The 18,816-nt window shown below is 44.9% G+C and carries 14 protein-coding genes; 12 read left to right on the top strand and 2 right to left on the bottom strand.

From position 1 onward, the window contains the following. The first annotated feature begins 107 nt into the window (after nucleotides 1–107). The 4 genes from BXO87_RS08235 to tagH all read left to right on the top strand — a co-directional run bounded on the left by BXO87_RS08235 (nucleotide 108) and on the right by tagH (nucleotide 6,448). Entirely contained in the window at nucleotides 108–1,646 is a 1,539-nt protein-coding gene (locus tag BXO87_RS08235; RefSeq protein ID WP_038460077.1) for a glycosyltransferase family 2 protein, read from the top strand. A gap of 49 nt (nucleotides 1,647–1,695) precedes the next feature. After that, nucleotides 1,696–3,870 (top strand): CDP-glycerol glycerophosphotransferase family protein, encoded by a 2,175-nt coding sequence (locus BXO87_RS08230; protein ID WP_038460075.1) that lies wholly within the window; start codon nucleotides 1,696–1,698, stop codon nucleotides 3,868–3,870. A gap of 185 nt (nucleotides 3,871–4,055) precedes the next feature. After that, on the top strand, nucleotides 4,056–4,883 hold the full coding sequence (locus BXO87_RS08225; protein WP_007614137.1) for an ABC transporter permease: 828 nt from the start codon (nucleotides 4,056–4,058) through the stop codon (nucleotides 4,881–4,883). 20 nt (nucleotides 4,884–4,903) lie between these two features. After that, the gene (gene tagH, locus BXO87_RS08220) at nucleotides 4,904–6,448 is read left to right on the top strand and encodes a teichoic acids export ABC transporter ATP-binding subunit TagH (RefSeq protein WP_038460073.1); all 1,545 of its coding nucleotides are present in this window, start codon (nucleotides 4,904–4,906) and stop codon (nucleotides 6,446–6,448) included. Between the two features lie 39 nt (nucleotides 6,449–6,487). Here tagH and galU read toward each other — a convergent pair whose 3' ends face one another. Beyond that, nucleotides 6,488–7,372, bottom strand: coding sequence for a UTP--glucose-1-phosphate uridylyltransferase GalU (gene galU, locus BXO87_RS08215; RefSeq protein ID WP_003151367.1), 885 nt, complete (start codon nucleotides 7,370–7,372; stop codon nucleotides 6,488–6,490). Between the two features lie 228 nt (nucleotides 7,373–7,600). On the opposite strand from galU, the gene wecB reads away from it, so the two are divergent. Continuing rightward, nucleotides 7,601–8,740 (top strand): non-hydrolyzing UDP-N-acetylglucosamine 2-epimerase, encoded by a 1,140-nt coding sequence (wecB, locus tag BXO87_RS08210; RefSeq protein ID WP_038460071.1) that lies wholly within the window; start codon nucleotides 7,601–7,603, stop codon nucleotides 8,738–8,740. A gap of 31 nt (nucleotides 8,741–8,771) precedes the next feature. Here the strand turns inward: wecB and tagU are convergent, their stop codons facing one another. After that, nucleotides 8,772–9,689 (bottom strand): polyisoprenyl-teichoic acid--peptidoglycan teichoic acid transferase TagU, encoded by a 918-nt coding sequence (gene tagU, locus BXO87_RS08205; RefSeq protein ID WP_003151369.1) that lies wholly within the window; start codon nucleotides 9,687–9,689, stop codon nucleotides 8,772–8,774. A gap of 179 nt (nucleotides 9,690–9,868) precedes the next feature. Between tagU and BXO87_RS08200 the strand changes: the two genes are divergently transcribed. The 7 genes from BXO87_RS08200 to tuaD all read left to right on the top strand — a co-directional run bounded on the left by BXO87_RS08200 (nucleotide 9,869) and on the right by tuaD (nucleotide 18,751). Continuing rightward, complete coding sequence (locus tag BXO87_RS08200; RefSeq protein WP_038460069.1) at nucleotides 9,869–10,186, top strand: hypothetical protein; 318 nt, start codon at nucleotides 9,869–9,871, stop codon at nucleotides 10,184–10,186. A 32-nt stretch (nucleotides 10,187–10,218) separates the two neighbouring features. Further along, nucleotides 10,219–12,339 (top strand): SpoIID/LytB domain-containing protein, encoded by a 2,121-nt coding sequence (locus BXO87_RS08195; RefSeq protein ID WP_038460067.1) that lies wholly within the window; start codon nucleotides 10,219–10,221, stop codon nucleotides 12,337–12,339. 21 nt (nucleotides 12,340–12,360) lie between these two features. Beyond that, nucleotides 12,361–13,851: an N-acetylmuramoyl-L-alanine amidase gene (locus BXO87_RS08190; protein ID WP_038460065.1), complete on the top strand. Its 1,491-nt coding sequence runs from the start codon at nucleotides 12,361–12,363 to the stop codon at nucleotides 13,849–13,851. Nucleotides 13,852–14,068: 217 nt separating this feature from the next. Next, entirely contained in the window at nucleotides 14,069–14,728 is a 660-nt protein-coding gene (locus BXO87_RS08185; RefSeq protein WP_014471097.1) for an exopolysaccharide biosynthesis polyprenyl glycosylphosphotransferase, read from the top strand. A gap of 36 nt (nucleotides 14,729–14,764) precedes the next feature. Then, nucleotides 14,765–16,213, top strand: a complete 1,449-nt coding sequence (gene tuaB / locus BXO87_RS08180; RefSeq protein ID WP_038460061.1) for a teichuronic acid biosynthesis protein TuaB — start codon at nucleotides 14,765–14,767, stop codon at nucleotides 16,211–16,213. Then, entirely contained in the window at nucleotides 16,210–17,406 is a 1,197-nt protein-coding gene (tuaC, locus tag BXO87_RS08175; RefSeq protein WP_038460059.1) for a teichuronic acid biosynthesis protein TuaC, read from the top strand. The genes tuaB and tuaC overlap by 4 nt, the downstream gene beginning before the upstream one ends. Nucleotides 17,407–17,410: 4 nt before the next feature. Further along, nucleotides 17,411–18,751, top strand: coding sequence for a UDP-glucose 6-dehydrogenase TuaD (tuaD, locus tag BXO87_RS08170; protein ID WP_038464314.1), 1,341 nt, complete (start codon nucleotides 17,411–17,413; stop codon nucleotides 18,749–18,751). Nucleotides 18,752–18,816: the final 65 nt, after the last annotated feature.

Below are 18,816 nucleotides of genomic sequence, written 5' to 3'. Positions count from 1 at the left end.
AAGTACTCCCTCCGGATAGGGAGTACTTCTTGTAATATAAGGTTATTTTCGCTATATTTGTTATGCGCTTTTGAAAAAAAGCTAGACAATAAGAGGAGAATTTAAAGATGAATCTTAGTAACTTTTTTAAGTTGAATAAAAAAGAGTCCAAGCCGTCCGTAGAAGAACGCGAATATACCATTTTAAACAAAGAAGCATTGGCGGAAGAGAAGAAGGTAGCGGTAGTCGTTCCTGTTTATAATGCAGAAGAATATGTAAGGAAAACAGTTGATTCAGTGATCCTTCAAAACATCGGCTTTCAGCATATTTCTTTAATTCTGGTCGATGATTGCTCTACTGATGATTCCAGAAACATCCTGACTGAGTACGCCGAATTGTATGAAAATATTACAGTCGTCTTTTTGAAAGACAACACGGGAACCCCGGCTTATCCGAGAAACTTGGGAATTGAGCTGGCAAATGCGAAGTACATTACATTTTTGGATGCAGATGATTGGTTTGCGCCGAACGGAGTTAAAATCTTATTCGACATGCTTGAAAGAGATCAGGTAAATTATGCGGTCGGAAAAACGATCGAAATGCAGGTGAACGGTCAAAAAACGATCGGGAAGCATGAGTCTTCGCTGAACAGAGCGAAGGTATCGCCTTTTTCAATCCGGCATATTTTCTATCATCTCGGCCCGCGGGCAAGAATGATGAACTTACAATTTCTAAAAGATAATGATATCAGATATCCGGAAATGAAATTTGCTGAAGATAAGCAATTTTTTATGGATGTTCTTTTGGCGTGCGGAGATATTTCAACGTCAACCGAACCGGTCTATTATCTGAACAGAATGGACAATAATGAGTCGCTGACAAAGCAGACTAATATAATGGAAAAAACCGACACGAACATAGCCGTAATGAAGTATATTCTGAACAAAAAATTAGATACTGAAAAAGAGAAGATGGCGATGAACCGCCTGATCGAATTCGATTCCATTACGCGCCTTTTCGATCGGATGCACTTCCTGAAAAGCGAAAACAAAGAAGCCTACTACAATAAATTCAATGAAATTCTGAATGTGTTAAAGAAGACGAAATACGATATTTCCGAGACATTTTTCCATCCGATTCATAAAACAGCCTTCCGTCTGCTGACTCAAAAACGGTATGATGAGGTCGAAAAGCTGTTCCGCTGGTCCAAAAAAGAGCCCGATAAAAACATCGTGACGCAAGACGGGCTGGCTTATTTAGAAAGCCCGCTGACGGATGAAGAAAATAAACTGGTCGAACTTCGCATGCACGGAGAAACGGAAAGCGCGGTGTTCGCCGATCATAAATTCACCGTTACGTTCCGCTTGTTCGGACAGGACAGAAATAATGCCCAATATATTCTGTTTCAGCACAGAGATAACATGAAAGTACACCACCAGTTTCCGGTTCAGTCACTGGGAGACGGGCGGTACGTCCTTGAAATCCCGTTAAGTGACATTGAAAAAGTCGGACTTGGCGGTTATATTATGTATGTCATTTATAACGATTATGAACGTGTCATGTTAAACAGAGAAGACGGTGAAAAGGTGACGGCAGAAGTGAACGGACTGCAATATCAATTCTACCGGACGGTGAAGGAGAACCTTTCGCTGAAAGTAACAAAATGATGATTGTGATTGGATATGTTTAATTGAAACAGAGGAGTAGACTTATTTTATGGGTATAGAAAATCCTGTCAGATACAAGTTAAAACATCTTAACATAAAGGAAGAGACATTCAGCATTACGATATCCTGTGAAAATGTCACTGCAGAGGAAGAGCCTTCTCTTCAGATTATAAATCGTAAGACAAAAGCGGAACTTTCCGTCCCTCTGAAACGGTTGGCGGGAGAAGGCGGGGAGTACCATGCTGTCATGAGCACGGATCTGCTTTCTGACCATACGGACGGCAAAGGATGTCTGGATTTCTATGTCTCCTTTATCAATGATGACAGTGATATCAGTAAAAAACGGTTAAAATCCAGCCTTGAACCTATTGAACTGTCTTCTTATAAAGATGAGGCTCATCATATGTTCTTTTTCCCTTACACGACGAAGAAAGGGAATTTCTCCTTAAAGCTGCTGCAGAAAAAGTTCGTCACGCGGATTGATGAAATGGAGCTCGAATCTGACGGCAGCTTACATCTGAAAGGTTTTGCATTCCGGCTGAATGCGGCAGAAGCCTTAAAGATAAAAGAAAAAAACCTGATTCTGAAAATGAAAAAAGGAAAAGAAGAGGAGCCTCTCATTCTGAAGTATCCGCTTCATGACGTGCCGAGACACGACCTTGATGAATATGTTCAGGACACAACGGTGCTTGACACGATAGGCTTTGATACAAAAATTGATTTGAATGCCGTTTATAAAGAATTGAATCAGCAGCTAACCTTTCAATTCCACATTCAATTCATTTTTGAAGATGCCGGGACGGGTGAAGAGATTATCACCAACAGCAAACCGTTAAAGGTTCTGAAATCTGAACATGTAAACCCTAACCAATTCACGATTTTGAAAACGGAGAAAGGGCCTGCCAGATTTCACGTTTTCACGAAAAAGAAAACGAAAAATCTCCACCTGAGAATGAACGATTACAGCTTCAGCACCCGCGTGGAGTATTTTGTGAAAGGAAAGCTGAAACGGGGCGCTTCCTTTGTACGCAAGAGAAAGAATAAGCTGAAAAAGTTCATTGAGAAAAGAATACAAAACACTTATAAAGCGGGATTCAGGGTTGCGGGGAGGCTGCCTGTCAAACAGAAATTTGTCATGTTTGAAAGCTTTGCCGGAAAACAGTACAGCTGCAACCCGCGGGCGATTTATGAATACATGAGCAAAGAGATGCCGGAATACCGTCTCTGCTGGAGTGTAAACCCCGCTTACTCACAGACATTTAAAGATAAAGGAATTCCTTATATCGAACGCTTTACGTTCAAATGGCTGTTCGCCATGGCAAGAGCCGAGTACTGGGTTGTCAACAGCCGTATGCCGCTGTGGATTCCGAAACCTGAGCATACGACATATGTCCAGACATGGCATGGCACGCCTTTAAAGCGCCTTGCAGTAGATATGGATGAAGTGCATATGCCGGGAACAAACACTGAAAAATACAAGCGCAACTTTACGACAGAGGCTTCAAAGTGGGATTACCTGATTTCACCGAACGCATATTCAACCGAAATATTCGCCCGGGCGTTTCAGTTTAATAAAACCATGATTGAATCGGGATATCCGCGGAATGACTTCCTTCAAACGGATAACAGCCCTTCTGTCATCAAAGCGCTGAAAGAAAAAATGAATCTTCCGCAAGATAAAAAAGTGATTATCTACGCACCGACATGGCGGGATGACCAATTTTATAAGAAGGGAAAATACAAGTTTGATCTTGATTTAGACCTTCATCAATTGAGAGAAGCGATCGGCGACCGTTATGTCATTATTTTACGAATGCATTATCTCGTGGCGGAAAACTTTGATCTCGGACCGTATGAAGGATTTGCTTATGATTTCTCCAGCTACGAAGATATCCGTGAGCTGTATATGGTCTCTGATTTACTCATAACGGACTATTCCTCTGTCTTTTTTGACTATGCAAATCTGAAAAGACCGATGCTGTTTTATGTGCCTGATATCGAAACGTACCGGGATAAACTCAGAGGGTTTTACTTTGACTTTGAAAAAGAAGCGCCCGGCCCGCTTGTCAAAGAAACAGGTGACGTTATCAAATGGGTCAATGAAACGGAATCAGATGATTATAAGCTTCCGGATTCGTTCGGACCTTTTTACGAGAAGTTCTGTTATTTAGAAACCGGAGAATCGTCTGAAAAAGCCGTAAAAGTGATTTTCGTGGACAAGTAAATAAGTGCAAAAAAGCATAATTTAACCACGTTAATTATGCTTTTTTGCTTAAGTGACGGCATGTTGCGCTCATGGGACTCAGGCTTGTTATGAAGTGAAAAATACATCGTAATCTGTTACAATTATGAGCGGTGCTTTTGTAAGTCAAAGCTATTACCTAAAACTTACGACTAAGGAAGATTAGAATGAATGCATTGGTAAAAATTCTGAAAGAGCAATTCAACTCATTTCCGCTGATTATGCGGCTTGCAGTGTACGAAACGAAATCAAAGTATCAAGTGAACTATTTGGGTATATTGTGGCAGTTTCTCAACCCCATGATTCAAATGCTGGCATACTGGTTCGTATTTGGTCTCGGGATTCGCGGCGGACATGATATGGTGCTTGGAAATGGAGACAGCGTACCGTTCATTGTCTGGATGCTGGCCGGCTTAATTCCTTGGTTCTTTATCAGTCCGACGATACTGGATGCATCTAACAGCGTTTTTAAACGGATAAATTTAGTGTCGAAAATGAACTTTCCGATCAGTTCACTGCCTTCTGTAGTGATAGCATCGAACTTATTCAGTTATTTTGTGATGATGGGGATTTATATTATTGTGCTGCTGAGCAACGGTCTTTTTCCGACGCTGCACTGGCTGCAATATATTTATTACCTGTTTTGTATGATCAGTTTTATGTTTGCTTTCGGCCTGTTTAATTCGACTATCAGCGTATTAATCAGGGATTACCAGTTTTTGCTTCAGGCCGTCACAAGGCTGCTCTTTTTTCTTCTGCCGATTTTCTGGGACATTGCGGAGAAATTTGGAAACAGACCTGAAGTTTTGACCATCTTGAAGTTAAACCCTCTTTTCTATATTATCGAGGGCTTTAGAGACAGCTTTATGGAAGGGCAGTGGTTTTTCCACGATGTGAAATACACGCTGTATTTCTGGTTCGTCACACTGCTGTTGTTAACAGTCGGTTCACTTCTTCATATGAAATTCAGAGATAAGTTTGTTGACTTTCTTTAATATAGTAAGGAGATTATACGATGAAACTAAAAGTTTCGTTCAGAAATGTTTCAAAACAGTATTTTCTATATAAAAAACAGTCTGACAAAATTAAAGGACTGTTTTTCCCAAACAGAAATCAAAAAGGTTTTTTCGCTGTCCGAAATGTTTCTTTTGATGTCTATGAAGGGGAAACGATCGGATTCGTAGGGATCAACGGGTCGGGAAAATCAACGATGTCCAATTTGCTTGCAAAGATCATTCCGCCGACAAGCGGTGAGATTGATATGAACGGGCAGCCGTCTTTAATCGCGATTTCTGCCGGATTAAACAATCAATTAAGCGGTAAAGACAACATTCGTTTAAAATGCTTGATGATGGGTCTCAACAATCGGCAGATAGACGAGCTTTATGAAAAAATCGTTGAATTCGCGGATATCGGCGACTTTATAGATCAGCCTGTTAAAAGCTACTCAAGCGGTATGAAATCCCGTCTCGGTTTTGCCATTTCGGCGCATATGGACCCTGACATCCTCATTATTGATGAGGCGCTCTCAGTAGGGGACCAGACTTTCTATCAGAAATGTGTGGACCGCATTACGGAATTTAAAGAACGCGGCAAAACGATCTTTTTCGTCAGTCATTCCATCGGACAGATTGAGAAAATGTGTGATCGGGTGGCTTGGATGCATTACGGCGAAATGCGTATGTTCGACGAAACGAAAGCTGTTGTGAAAGAATATAAAGCTTTTGTGGATTGGTTCAACAAGCTTTCAAAGAAAGAAAAAAAGAAATATCAAAACGAGCAGATTGAAGGCAGAACGCGGGCAGCCGAGGAACAGAAAATCACTCAGGCGCAGCAAAAGAAAGCGAAGCCTAAATTCATTGCCAATACGATACAGATTACGCTGCTTGCATTGCTGGCTGTCGGCGCAGGCGCTTCGATGTTTTCAGACAAGCCTCTGCGTGCGATCACATCTTTCGGTCACGTCAAACAGAGCGATGCCGGACTTTATGAGTCTGTGAATAAACCTGCTTTGGTAAAAGCTGAAAAGGCGGACCTTTATACTGAAAAAGATATAAAAGGAAAAGCCTCCGCAAGTGTAAGTTTCGGCACGAAGGTGCAGGTAGAAGCCGAAAATAACCAGGCGGCCAAAGTGAAATTAAACGATAAAGAGTACTTTATGAAAAAGACTGATCTGTATAAAGTGAACGCTTTAAAAAAGACGGATGTTCAGCTTAATGATTTCAGCGGCAGTTTATCAAGCCAAACAGCAGAAGAGTTTCTCTCATATCTCAATAAAAGCCGGGACGATGTACAGAGTAAATTGAAAAATCCAGCTGCCGGACAAACGGCTGACGGACGGAACGTATTAAAAACATCCGATGCAAAAACGGATGTAGTGATTGACAATGATACAGTCTCCGAAGTGGTTTTTCATTTATCGCGTCCCGCAGACATCTCAGCTTTAAGTGAAAAAGGCGGCAGCAAAATCAATCAGAATTTGCTCATGCTTAAAAACCAGGAATATACTTTTTCTGTGAACAATACTGATCAAACACTGACGGTAACGTCTAAAAAGTAAAGATCACATAAAAAAAGCTGCCGGATTCGGCAGCTTTTTCTATTCGTCAGCTTCTTCTTTTTCAAGAAGATCCTTCATGAACGGAATTAATTTATGGCGGATATCCTGATCCTGTAAGGCGAATTCAAGTGTCGTCTCGATAAATCCGAGTTTTTCACCGACATCGTAACGTTTTCCTTCGAAATCATAAGCGAAGACACGCTGAATGTCATTGAGCTTTTGGATGGCGTCCGTTAATTGAATTTCTCCTCCTGCACCGACTTCCTGCTGTTCCAGGTACATGAAAATTTCAGGAGTGAAAACGTATCTTCCTAAAATTGCCAAGTTGGAAGGGGCTGTACCCGGTTCAGGCTTCTCTACAAAATTTTTGACCTGGTACCGGCGGCCTTCATTTGTTAACGGATCGATAATTCCGTAGCGGTGTGTGTCGCTTTCAGGAACTTGCTGAACACCGATGATTGAAGACAATGTTTTTTCGTATTCATCCATCAGCTGACGAAGTCCCGGTTTTTCAGCCTGGACAATATCATCGCCGAGAAGAACGGCGAAAGGTTCATCGCCGATGAAGTTGCGTGCGCACCAAACGGCATGACCGAGTCCTTTTGGCTCTTTTTGGCGAATATAGTGGATATCCGCAATATTTGACGATTTTTTCACTTTTTGAAGCAGTTCGATTTTCCCTTTTTCTTCTAAATTACGTTCCAGTTCAGGGGCATTGTCGAAATGGTCTTCTATTGCTCTTTTTCCTTTTCCGGTTACGATAATAATATCTTCGATGCCGGATTCGACAGCTTCTTCGATAATATACTGAATTGTCGGCTTATCAACGATTGGAAGCATTTCTTTAGGCATTGCTTTTGTGGCCGGCAAAAAACGAGTGCCTAAACCTGCTGCCGGAATAATGGCTTTGCGTACTTTCTTCACTGAATAACACCATCCTTGTTTCTGCAAAATCTTTTTTTCAGAACTATAACCTAGTCTTTTTCCACTTTACCACAATTGATTAAAATTCACACCTTTTAATCCGCTTTCAAAGAGTCTTGTAACGGTTTTTGCTTTGTTTGCCATTAAGCTTTACAATATCTAAGAAACGGCATAAATATGTTAACATGAAGGGATATCCGACACATAAAACGAGGTGCAGACAAACCGTTGAAAAAACTAAAAGTAATGACCGTATTCGGTACAAGACCTGAAGCAATTAAAATGGCTCCGCTCGTATTAGAGCTTGAAAAATATCAGGAAATTGATTCGCTGGTGACAGTAACCGCACAGCACAGACAGATGCTGGATCAAGTGCTTGAAGCATTCAGCATTACGCCTGATTTTGATTTGAATATTATGAAAGAGCGTCAAACGCTTTCAGAAATTACATCTCATGCTTTGCTGAAACTGGACAAGCTGTTCCAAGAAGTAAAACCAGATATCGTTTTGGTCCACGGAGATACGACGACAACGTTCGCCGGAAGCCTTGCCGCCTTTTATCATCAAATCGCCGTCGGCCATGTGGAAGCCGGTCTGCGTACGCAAAATAAATACTCTCCTTTCCCTGAGGAAATCAACCGGCAGATGACGGGCGTGATCGCTGATGTGAATTTTGCGCCGACAAGCCAGGCTGAACAGAATCTGCTTGCTGAAAATAAACAGCCGGATTCTATATTTGTCACGGGAAATACAGCGATAGACGCGCTTCAAACGACAGTGCGGGAAGACTATTCTCATCCGATTTTTGACAAGCTGGACGGAAGCAGGATGATTCTTTTGACAGCGCACAGACGTGAAAATTTAGGCAGGCCGATGGAACAGATGTTTAAGGCCGTCAGAAGAGTCGTTGAAGAGTTTGAGGACGTACAAGTCGTTTATCCCGTTCATTTGAATCCCGCAGTTCGTGAGGCCGCAGAAGCCCATTTCGCTGATTCGGACAGGGTGCATTTAATAGAACCTCTGGAGGTCGTGGATTTCCATAACTTCGCTGCGAAAGCAAATTTCATTTTGACCGACTCGGGCGGAGTGCAGGAGGAAGCGCCTTCTCTCGGAAAGCCGGTCTTGGTGCTTCGGGACACAACCGAGCGCCCCGAAGGAGTGAAAGCCGGGACATTAAAGCTGGCGGGTACAGATGAAGAAACGGTGTATCAGCTGACAAAACAGCTCTTAACCGATCAGGCTGAATATGAACGGATGTCAAAGGCGTCAAACCCTTATGGTGACGGATCGGCTTCAAAACGGATTGTGGAAGAACTGCTTTATCGGTACGGCTATAGAAAAACCCGTCCGCAGCCTTTTACAGAATAAAAAAACTCTGCATCATATGCAGAGTTTTTTATTATTTCAGGCTTTCTTTTAATTCTTTTTTGACTGAAGCGAGGCTTGCTTCATCTAATTTGTAATAATAGATATTGTTGATTCTCGTTCCCGTTCCCTTCAGTTCATGCTGAGTGACTTTACTGCGGGCGTTTTTATAGTCAGTCATAACCGTCCACATATCATCGAATGACATGTTTGTTTTCATATTGTTTTCAATGACCTTAAACATATCTCCGAATTTCGTGACAGACGAGATGTTTGCCCCTTTAGAAATAATCCCCTCAATCACTTGGCGCTGGCGCTGCTGCCTGCCGAAATCCCCCCGGGGATCTTCTTTTCTCATACGCGTGTAGGCAAGCGCTTCTTCGCCGTTCAGGCTGATGTTCCCCGTTCCGAAAGAGTGCCCGTCGTAGTTGAAGGCAAACGTGCTGTTCACCGTAATCCCGCCGAGTGTATCCACGGTATCTTTGAAGCTCTCCATGTTTACTTTCACAAAATAATCTACCGGCACGTCAAGCAGGTCCTCGACGGTATCCGCGGCCATCTGCGTTCCGCCGAAAGCATAGGAGTGGTTGATTTTATCCATCGTACCTTTGCCGGAGATTTTCGTATACGTATCACGCGGAATGCTGACCATTTCTGTTGTATTCGTTTTAGGATTGACGGTCATATAAATCATCGTATCCGCGCGACCCTTGTCATTTTTCCGCTCATCGACGCCCATGATTAAAACAGAAATCGGATCCTTCTTTCCGAGATCTATATCCGTGTCACGTTTGTCCGATTTTTTCAAGTCTTCCTGAATGCTTGCCACCGTTGAAGCCGCTTTGTGCCACAAGTAGTAGACGTAGCCTCCTGATGATAAAACTAACAGCCCGATGATTGTTACGATTGTCAGAAGAACTTTTTTCTTCTTTCTTTTTCGTTCAGCTCTCATTTGTCATCACCTTTTCTATTAACTTCCATATTAAATTCCCTAATCTTTATAAACCCAGTCATATTTTTACTTATAACCATGTAATAGACGAAATTCTTAAAAAAAGGTTACAAAAAGACCTTAAAATTACCTTAAAAAAAAGTTAGTATAAGACGATACATAAAGATGAGGTGAAAAAAATGAAAAAAACTATTGCAGCTTCGTTCTTAATACTGCTTTTTTCTGTTGTATTGGCAGCGTGCGGAACGGCGGATCAATCAAAGAAGGGAAGCGGTTCTTCGGAGGCCCAGGCTCAAAAAGAAACGGCATATTATGTCGGTATGGCGGATACGCACACAATTGAAGTAAAAGTGGATGATCAGCCCGTCAGCTTTGAGTTTTCTGATGACTTCTCTGATGTTCTGAATAAATTCAGCGAAAATGACAAAGTCAGCATCACTTATTTCACAAATGATAAAGGCCAAAAAGAGATCAAGGAAATCGAGAAAGCAAAATAATACACCATGATCAGCAAAAGGCGGGATAAAAATTGAAGAAAACAATATGGGCTGTCTGTTTTTCTGTGATATTCAGCCTGGCTTTATTACCGGAAAGCACTTTTGCGTCCAGTTCTGATATTTCAGTAAAACTGACGAATTATATTGGTAATAAATCGACTCTGAATATCGAACCTTCAGGAACTTATAAACTGACGGGAAACGATGTCTCCTCCGTTGTCAGATTGGGAGGCGCGTCCAAATATGATACGGCTAACGCTGCGACATCTAAGTATTGGAAAAACCCGTCCAACGTAGTCGTCGTGAATACGGACGCTTATTTTGCGGACACGCTTTCTGTCATTCCTTTAGCGAATAAACTGAAAGCGCCTGTTCTGCTGACTGAAGCGAAAAAACTGAGCAGCAGCACAGAAGCGCAAATCAAGAAATTCAGTCCGGATAATATTCTAATCATCGGCGGGACGAACAGTATTTCGTCAGCCGCGGAAAAGACATTGAAGAAATATGGCCGCACGAAACGGATCAGCGGAAAAAACAGATATGATCTGTCTAAAAATATTGCGGCCGAAATGGGCAGCTATGACCAAGCGGTCGTAGTAACGGGGGATGTATATACGGATGCGCTGGCAATCGCGCCTTATGCTGCGCAAAACGGCTATCCGATTCTCCTGACGAAAAAAGACTCCCTCCCGAGCTACAATCTGCCTAAAAAAGTAATCATCATGGGAGGCACTTCAAGCGTCAGCAAAGATGTGGAGAATCAAATTAAAAAGAAGGCCTCGGTCACCAAAAGAATTACCGGATCAAACAGATATCAAATATCAGCAAACGCAGTCACTTCGCTTGGCATGGATGCAAGCAAAACGGTGGCTGCCAACGGGACTAAATTAGCGGACATCGTTGTCGGATCAAATATTGCCGCCGCAAATCATATGCCGCTTGTATACATTAAAAAAAGCGAAACACCGGCCGACGAAGCCAGCCTTTTTAAAAAGAAAGGCACCTATTCTTATACATTAATAGGCAGCGCGAATTCGATTGCCGATTCAGTTAAGGCTGCTTACGCAAAAGAGTTTTATCTCGTAAACGGAAAGACGTACCGTATTGAAACGTCCGGCGGCAAATTAGGCGTTGCAGGCATTAACAGCGGAAAAACGTCTTTCAAGGCGGTTCCAGAAAAGTATTCAACAGCAAACACAATCAGCATTGACGGGAAGCCATATCTGGGGAATATGAGTTTCACTGCGGAATCCGGCAAATATGTAAGACCTGTTAATGAAAACATTCCTTTTGAGGATTATCTGAAAGGTGTCCTGCCGAATGAAATGCCGGGAAGCTGGCCGACAGAAGCGCTGAAAGCCCAGGCTGTTGCCGCCCGCACCTACTCTATCGGCAAGATGGGACAAACAGTCGCGGATACAACGGCGTTTCAGGTTTACGGTGGATACAGCTGGTATCCAAACGCCACCGCAGCCGTTAACGGAACAAAAGGGAAAGTGCTCACTTATTCCGGCAGATTGATAGATGCCACTTACTCATCAAGCAATGGCGGTTACATGGAAGCCGGCGATGAAGTGTGGGGATCGAAAGTGCCGTATTTAGTAGCCAAAAAGGATACAAAAGATCCGGAAATCAGCTGGTCTTTAACATTGCAGAAGCAGCAGCTGCCAGAGGGTCTGGATATGAAAAATCCCGCATCCTGGTGGTCTAAAACAAACGAAGCAAATGCCGCGCAGCTCAACGGAATAAAAAATTGGCTGATGAAAAATAAAGAAACCAATGCAAGTTCCATAAAAATTGCAAGCATCTCTGATCTCTCGCTCACCGGAAAAACAAAAGGCCAGCGCGCGGAAGACGCCGCGGTGAAGGTCACGTACCATGTGAATGACAAGTCGAAAGGCTATGTCATGAACAAGACTGCATCTGTTGAGGTGAAAGCGTCTGAACTCAGGACGATGATCGGAGCTTCATCTTTTAAAAGCACATACGCCAGTGCGTCCGGTAATTCTTCGCAAATCACGATATCAGGAAAGGGATACGGCCACGGCGTAGGAATGAGTCAATACGGAGCAAAAGAAAGAGCGGAGGCCGGAGAGCCGTATACTTCTATTCTTGCGTTCTATTATCCTAATACAGCACTTACAAACTACTAAACTTCTGTGGAGGAGATCGGATTGAAATTCATCATAAAATGTCTCCCCGTCTTTATTCTCGGGGTCATTCTATTTGTCCCTTCCGCTTTGGCTGACAACACGGTTAAAAGGATCGGCGGAAGCACCCGGTATGATACGGCTGTACTGGCGGCAAAACAATCATGGGGTGAAGCAAAAACGGTCATTATCACCGGCGGAACTTCATATGCCGATGCAATTGCCGCTGCGCCGCTTGCATATCAAAAAAATGCGCCGCTGCTGTTTACAAATAAAGATCAGCTGTCTGCCGGCACAAAAAAGGGATTAATTGATTTAAAAACGAAGAATGTGATTATCGTAGGCGGCACACCTGCCGTTTCGAAAAATACCGCAAATCAAATTGCTAAATTAGGCATCAGTGTCAAACGATTATCAGGGAGCACGAGATATGCCACAGCCGCAAAAGTGGCGGGTGAAATGACAAGATCTTCTACAGCCCTTGTGGTCAACGGGTTTGTTGATGCAGATGGAATGGCTGCGATTTCTTATGCGTCCGCTAAAAAATATCCGATTTTATTCACTAATGATTCAACGTTAAATGGTTCTACGTCCAATGCGATCAAAAGCTTGGGGATTAAAAACACGATTGTCATCGGCGGGACAAACAGCATCAGCAGCTCGCTTTATAATAAACTGCCGAACCCTTCAAGAATCAGCGGCAAAAACCGCTATAACCTGTCTGTGAATCTTGCAAAAAAGACAGGCTTAAGCACAGGCTATACATTTGTTACCAATGGTTTTAAAGAGGCGGATACCATCGTCGGAGGCGTGCTGAGCGCCAAACAGGGGAGAGTTCACCTGCTGACGAATGGAGACAGTCTGTCAAAAGACGTCCGAACGTATATCGGAAGTAAAAACATCACCAGCTTCACCGTCATAGGAAGTGCTTCATCTTTAAGCAACAATGCCGCGTCGCAGCTTAAAAATCCGGTTGTCGGCAAAACGGTCTTTATTGATCCGGGGCATGGTTATCAGGATTCAGGTGCAACCGGAAACGGCTTGCTTGAGAAAAATGTAAACCTTGATATCGCTACGCGTCTTAACAATCAATTATACGGGGCGGGCGCGCTTACTGTAATGTCGAGGAAGGGCGACACCTTTGACTCGCTTGAGGAGAGAGTGAACAAAGGGGCGAAGGCGAACGCCGATATTTTCATCAGTGTCCATGCGAACGCAAATGATAACAGCAGTGCAAACGGTACGGAGACGTATTATGATAAAACGTACCAATCCGCAAACAGTCTGAGGCTTGCCCAAAATATTCAGCCGAGAATGGTTTCTGCTCTCGGCACACGTGACCGCAGTGTGAAAACTGCCGGATTTTACGTCATTAAGTATTCTAAAATGCCGAGTGTCTTGTTAGAAACCGGTTTTGTCACAAGCCCGATTGATGCCAACATTTTGAAACAATCAACGAAAAAGGACAGACTCGCGGCGGGGATCACCCAAGGCGTTTCCTCCTATTTCAGATAATATTTTTCATGGAAACAGACCGGTTCATACCGGTCTGTTTTTTTATTTTTCATTATGCTTTGTCTCAAATATGGATATGAATAGATTTACAATAAAAAAACAATAATCGAAACATTCTAATAAACATTAACGCTTCCTTTACTTCCAATTAACATCCATCTGCTAAACTCACGGCATAGGTCATCAAACATCCCAACAAATCGTGAGGTGTGTGTCAGTGGGAGCAGAGAAAAGCATGAATGTAAATAATAACTATGCAGTGCGACAGGGGACTTCCGCTGCCGTTACGGAAAGAACGGCCCGTTATTTGGCTTTTAAGCGATTCATGGACATTGTGTTTGCGCTTGCGGGGCTCTTGGCGGCACTCCCGGTGATGGGCCTGTTCTCCATACTGATTCGTTTGGAGTCGCCCGGCCCGGCTTTTTATAAGCAGGAGCGGGTAGGCAAAGACGGGAAGCCGTTTTATTTGTATAAGCTCCGCTCTATGAAAATAGATGCTGAAAAATCGGGGGCGGTCTGGGCGCTGAAAAAGGATCCACGCGTGACAAAGGTCGGCGCTTTTATCAGAAGGACCCGTATTGATGAGCTGCCGCAGCTGTTAAATGTGCTTCGGGGAGAAATGAGCCTGATCGGCCCGCGTCCCGAGCGTCCCGTGTTTACGGAACAGTTTCAGGCCGAGATTCCGGGGTTTACGGAGCGGCTGGCCGTTAAGCCGGGATTAAGCGGCTGGGCGCAGGTCAACGGGGGATATGACATGACACCGAGGGAAAAACTGATGTTTGACTTATATTATATCCGCAACCTGACCTTTTCATTGGAACTGAAGATTATGCTCAAAACGTGCAAAGTGATCTGGACCGGTGACGGGGCGCGATAAAAATTCTGGTCAGCAGACAAAAAAGTAGGGAAAACGATGCCTAGTATTACAAATCAAATCTTGAGCGGCGCCAAATGGACAAGTATTTCGACAGCGTGTATTACGGTCATTCAAATCGTCCAATTCGCCCTGCTCGGGCGGGTCATGTCACTGGCTGAATTCGGCCTTGTCGGCATGATCACAACGGTAGTGGTGTTTGCCCAAATTGCGCTTGATATGGGTTTTGGCGCCGCGCTTATTCAAAAAGATCATGTGACTGATAAACAGATGTCTTCCTTATACTGGCTGAATATCATAACGGGGCTTGCGCTGTTTGCGCTGCTGTTTTTCAGCAGTCCGCTCATCGCCGATTTTTATCGGCGGGAGGAGCTTGTCTATTTAATCCGCGTGCTGGCCGTCATGTTTTTAATCGCGCCGATCGGTCAGCAATACCAGTATATGCTGCAAAAAGCGCTGGCATTTAACACGCTAAGCAAGATTGAAATCTTTTCAAATGTGCTGTCCTTCGTGTATTTGGCGGCTGCGGTTTTTTATACGGACCCGATTCTCGCCTATGTGATTTCCCAGGTGCTGCTGCAATCGTCAAAAGGCATTCTGTACTGGATGTCCTGCAGAAAAACATGGAGACCGGCGTTCGTTTTTGATCTGAAAGGAATGAAAGGCTTCTTTTCTTTCGGGGCCTTTCAGCTGTCTTCCCGGCTTGTGAACCGGCTCGGAGCGAATATTGATATGATTCTTATCGGCAGTTTTATCGGCGCCGAGGCGCTCGGCATTTACAATCTGGCCTACCAGATTGTCACGCTTCCGGTTTTAAAAATTAATCCGATCATTACGAGAGTCGCGTTTCCCGTCTTTGCGAAAAACAAGCATGAAAACAGCGTTATCAGAGAAGGTTTTCTCAATATGACCAAAATACTCGCGCTGATATCCTTTCCGCTTTTGCTCGGTTTGGTTTCAGTGTCGGATGCATTCGTGGCTTCAGTATTCGGAGAAAAATGGCTGGCGGCTGTCCCGGTTTTAAACGTTCTCGCCATCGTCGGGATTTTAAGGGTCCTGATGAATCCGAACGGATCTGTGCTGCTCGCAAAAGGGCGGGCCGATCTGGCGTTTTATTGGGACGCCGGGGTGATGCTGCTGTATGGTGCATCTTTGTACGCCGCCGTGCTGTCCGGAAATCTCTTGACGGTAGCCTGGACGTACGCTTTCATCAGCATCCTGAATTTCCTGATCGGGCGCTGGCTGTTGGCATATGTCATTAAGCTGCGGCTGTCGGCTTACTTCAAAGCCGTGGCCAAACCGTTTCTGCTTACGGCGGCAATGGGTGTCATCGCTTTTACAGCCAGCTTCGGAACGGAGCGCATCAGCCTTGATGTCAAGCTGCGGCTGGTGATCTCCGTAGCCTGCGGCGCGTTGTGTTATTTATTCCTGTTAGGAAAAGCTTACCCGCATATGAAAAGTAAATTAAGAAAAGGACGTTTGCTATGAAGGTATTGTGGATGACAAGTGTATATCCGAGCAGTGAGAAGCCGGGGGAAGGCGTTTTTCATGAAACACAGGCGCAAGAACTGAGAAAGCTTGGCGCGGAGATGACCGTCATTTGTCCGCGGCCGAAACTCGCCGCGCCATTCCGGGTGCTGAAAAAGACATATCGGAAAAAGGATATCAGGCCGGCGCATGAATGGCGGAAAGGCGTGTCCGTCCACCGGCCGTTTTATCAGGCGGTTCCCGGGCAGCTGAAATGGGCCCAGCCGCATAAAAGAATGGCGTTATCGGTTCTTTCCGCGATTAAAAATCATGGCCTGAAGCCCGATCTGATTCACGCGCATTTCGCCATGCCGTCAGGCGGAGCGGCCGCCATTGTGTCAAAGGCTTTAGGCATTCCGTATGTGCTGACCTTGCATGGCAGTGATGTCAATGTCTATCCGCATTACAGCAAAAGCGCTCATCGCGCATTTACATTTGCGGTGCGGGAAGCTGCCGATATTTACGCTGTGAGCGGCAGTCTGCGGGAACAAATGAAAAAGCTCATCGAAGCGGAGTGCAGCGTGCTTCCGATCGGCATCACGCTTGACGCCTTCCGAAAAAGGAACGAGACGAAAGAAGCCGTCAGAAAACGGCTCGGCCTTCCCCCGGATAAAAAACTGATCGTGTTCATCGGCAGGCTTGTCAAAGAGAAAGGTGTTTTCGACTTATCAAAAGCCGTTCAGTCATTGGATGAAAATTATGAAGCTGTCTTTGTCGGTGACGGTCCCGCCGCATCTTCATTGCGGGAAGCCGCTCATATCGTCACGGGGCAAGTGCCGAACGACAAGGTACAGGACTATCTGCTGGCCTCGGATGTAATGGCACTGCCGTCCTACAGCGAAGGCATGCCGACTGTGGTCATTGAGGCGCTCGCTCTGAAGGTGCCGGTGATCTGCACCGATGTCGGAGGATTGGCTTCTTTATTCGGGAAACACCGGGGGTTGCTGATCAAGCCGGGTTCACCTGAGACGCTGGCAGAATCGATTCTGCAATATGACGGAGGAGAGGCTTGGACGCCGCAAACAGCCGAGGAACTTTATCAAACCGTCCGCACGTATTTTGACGCAAGCCAAAACGCGAAAGCACTGAAAGAGAAATACCGATCCGTAATGAACCGGGCCGGGCAAGAGGAGAACCTTTCGAAAGAGGGATGAAGCTGTGAAAAAAATCGCTGTATTAGGAACAGGGTATGTAGGTCTTGTATCTGGAACTTGTTTTGCGGAAATCGGCCATCATGTGACTTGCTGTGACATCAATGAAGCGAAAATCAGAAGCTTGCAAAACGGAGTCATCCCGATATATGAACCGGGGCTTGAGGAATTAGCCGAAAAAAATGTCAGTGCCGGGCGGTTATCCTTTACGGCCGATATTGAGCCGGCTGTAAAAGCCGCTGATATCATCTATATCGCCGTCGGTACGCCGATGTCAAAGACGGGTGAAGCCGATCTGACCTACATTAAGGCAGCGGCGCAAACAATCGGAGAACAGCTGAACGGATACAAAATCATTGTCACCAAAAGCACTGTTCCGGTCGGGACGGGAAAGCTCGTTTATCAAATCGTCAGCGAAGCGTCAAAGGGAAAATATCCGTTTGATGTCGCGTCAAATCCTGAATTCCTCCGCGAAGGTTCGGCGGTGCGGGATACGATGCAGATGGAGCGGGCGGTTATCGGCGCCACAAGCGAACATGCCGCTTCGGTCATTGAAGAGCTTCATAAGCCGTTGCGTACGAAGATCGTAAAGACCAATCTTGAAAGCGCGGAAATGATTAAGTATGCCGCAAATGCTTTTTTAGCCGCCAAAATATCTTTTATTAATGATATCGCCAATATTTGCGAACGTGTCGGGGCGGACATTTCCCACGTGTCAGAAGGCGTCGGTCTTGACAGCCGGATCGGGAATAAATTTCTGCAGGCGGGCATCGGATTCGGCGGATCCTGCTTTCCGAAGGATACAACGGCTTTATTGCATATCGCAAACGCCGCCGGCTATCCGTTTCAAATGATGGAAGCCGTCATTGAAACCAATCAGAAGCAGCGGGTCCGTATTACGGAAAAATTGAACCGCGCCATCGGTCCCTTAAAAGGGAAAACCTTGGCCGTACTGGGGCTGGCCTTTAAACCGCACACAAATGACGTCCGCTCCGCCCCGGCTCTTGATATCATCACAAGCCTTAAAGAGCAGGGCGCTCACGTGAAAGCGTATGATCCGATCGCGATTCCCGAAGCGTCAGCGATATTAGGAGACGGCGGCATTGAATATCACACAGAGCTGTACAGTGCCATCAAAAACGCGGACGCATGCCTGATTACAACAGATTGGCCGGAAGTCAAGGAGATGGATCTTCAGAGAGTGAAGCAGCTGCTCAAACAGCCGGTCATCATTGACGGCAGAAATATGTTTCCGTTGGAGTATATGAGGGTTTCAGGATTCACTTATCATTCCGTCGGACGTCCGGCGGTTCATGCCGATCGGCAAATAAAAGAACTGGCAAGATAGAAAAAGATTTGTCTTCAGGCTCTCGGCAGCCCGGCTCGGCTGCCGGTTTTGGAAAGGGGTTTGCC

The organism is Bacillus sp. GZB, from assembly GCF_001975995.1.
GTDB lineage: Bacteria > Bacillota > Bacilli > Bacillales > Bacillaceae > Bacillus > Bacillus velezensis.
Note: the sequence above shows the minus strand (reverse complement) of the source record. Positions and strands in the feature narration are given on the sequence as shown.

Excerpts from the sequence above, each read along its gene's own strand:
- BXO87_RS08235 (WP_038460077.1), top strand. The coding sequence starts at position 108 with ATGAATCTTAGTAACTTTTTTAAGTTGAATAAAAAAGAGTCCAAGCCG.
- BXO87_RS08230 (WP_038460075.1), top strand. The coding sequence starts at position 1,696 with ATGGGTATAGAAAATCCTGTCAGATACAAGTTAAAACATCTTAACATA.
- BXO87_RS08225 (WP_007614137.1), top strand. The coding sequence starts at position 4,056 with ATGAATGCATTGGTAAAAATTCTGAAAGAGCAATTCAACTCATTTCCG.
- tagH (WP_038460073.1), top strand. The coding sequence starts at position 4,904 with ATGAAACTAAAAGTTTCGTTCAGAAATGTTTCAAAACAGTATTTTCTA.
- tagU (WP_003151369.1), bottom strand. The coding sequence starts at position 9,689 with ATGAGAGCTGAACGAAAAAGAAAGAAGAAAAAAGTTCTTCTGACAATC.
- BXO87_RS08200 (WP_038460069.1), top strand. The coding sequence starts at position 9,869 with ATGAAAAAAACTATTGCAGCTTCGTTCTTAATACTGCTTTTTTCTGTT.
- tuaB (WP_038460061.1), top strand. The coding sequence starts at position 14,765 with ATGCCTAGTATTACAAATCAAATCTTGAGCGGCGCCAAATGGACAAGT.
- tuaC (WP_038460059.1), top strand. The coding sequence starts at position 16,210 with ATGAAGGTATTGTGGATGACAAGTGTATATCCGAGCAGTGAGAAGCCG.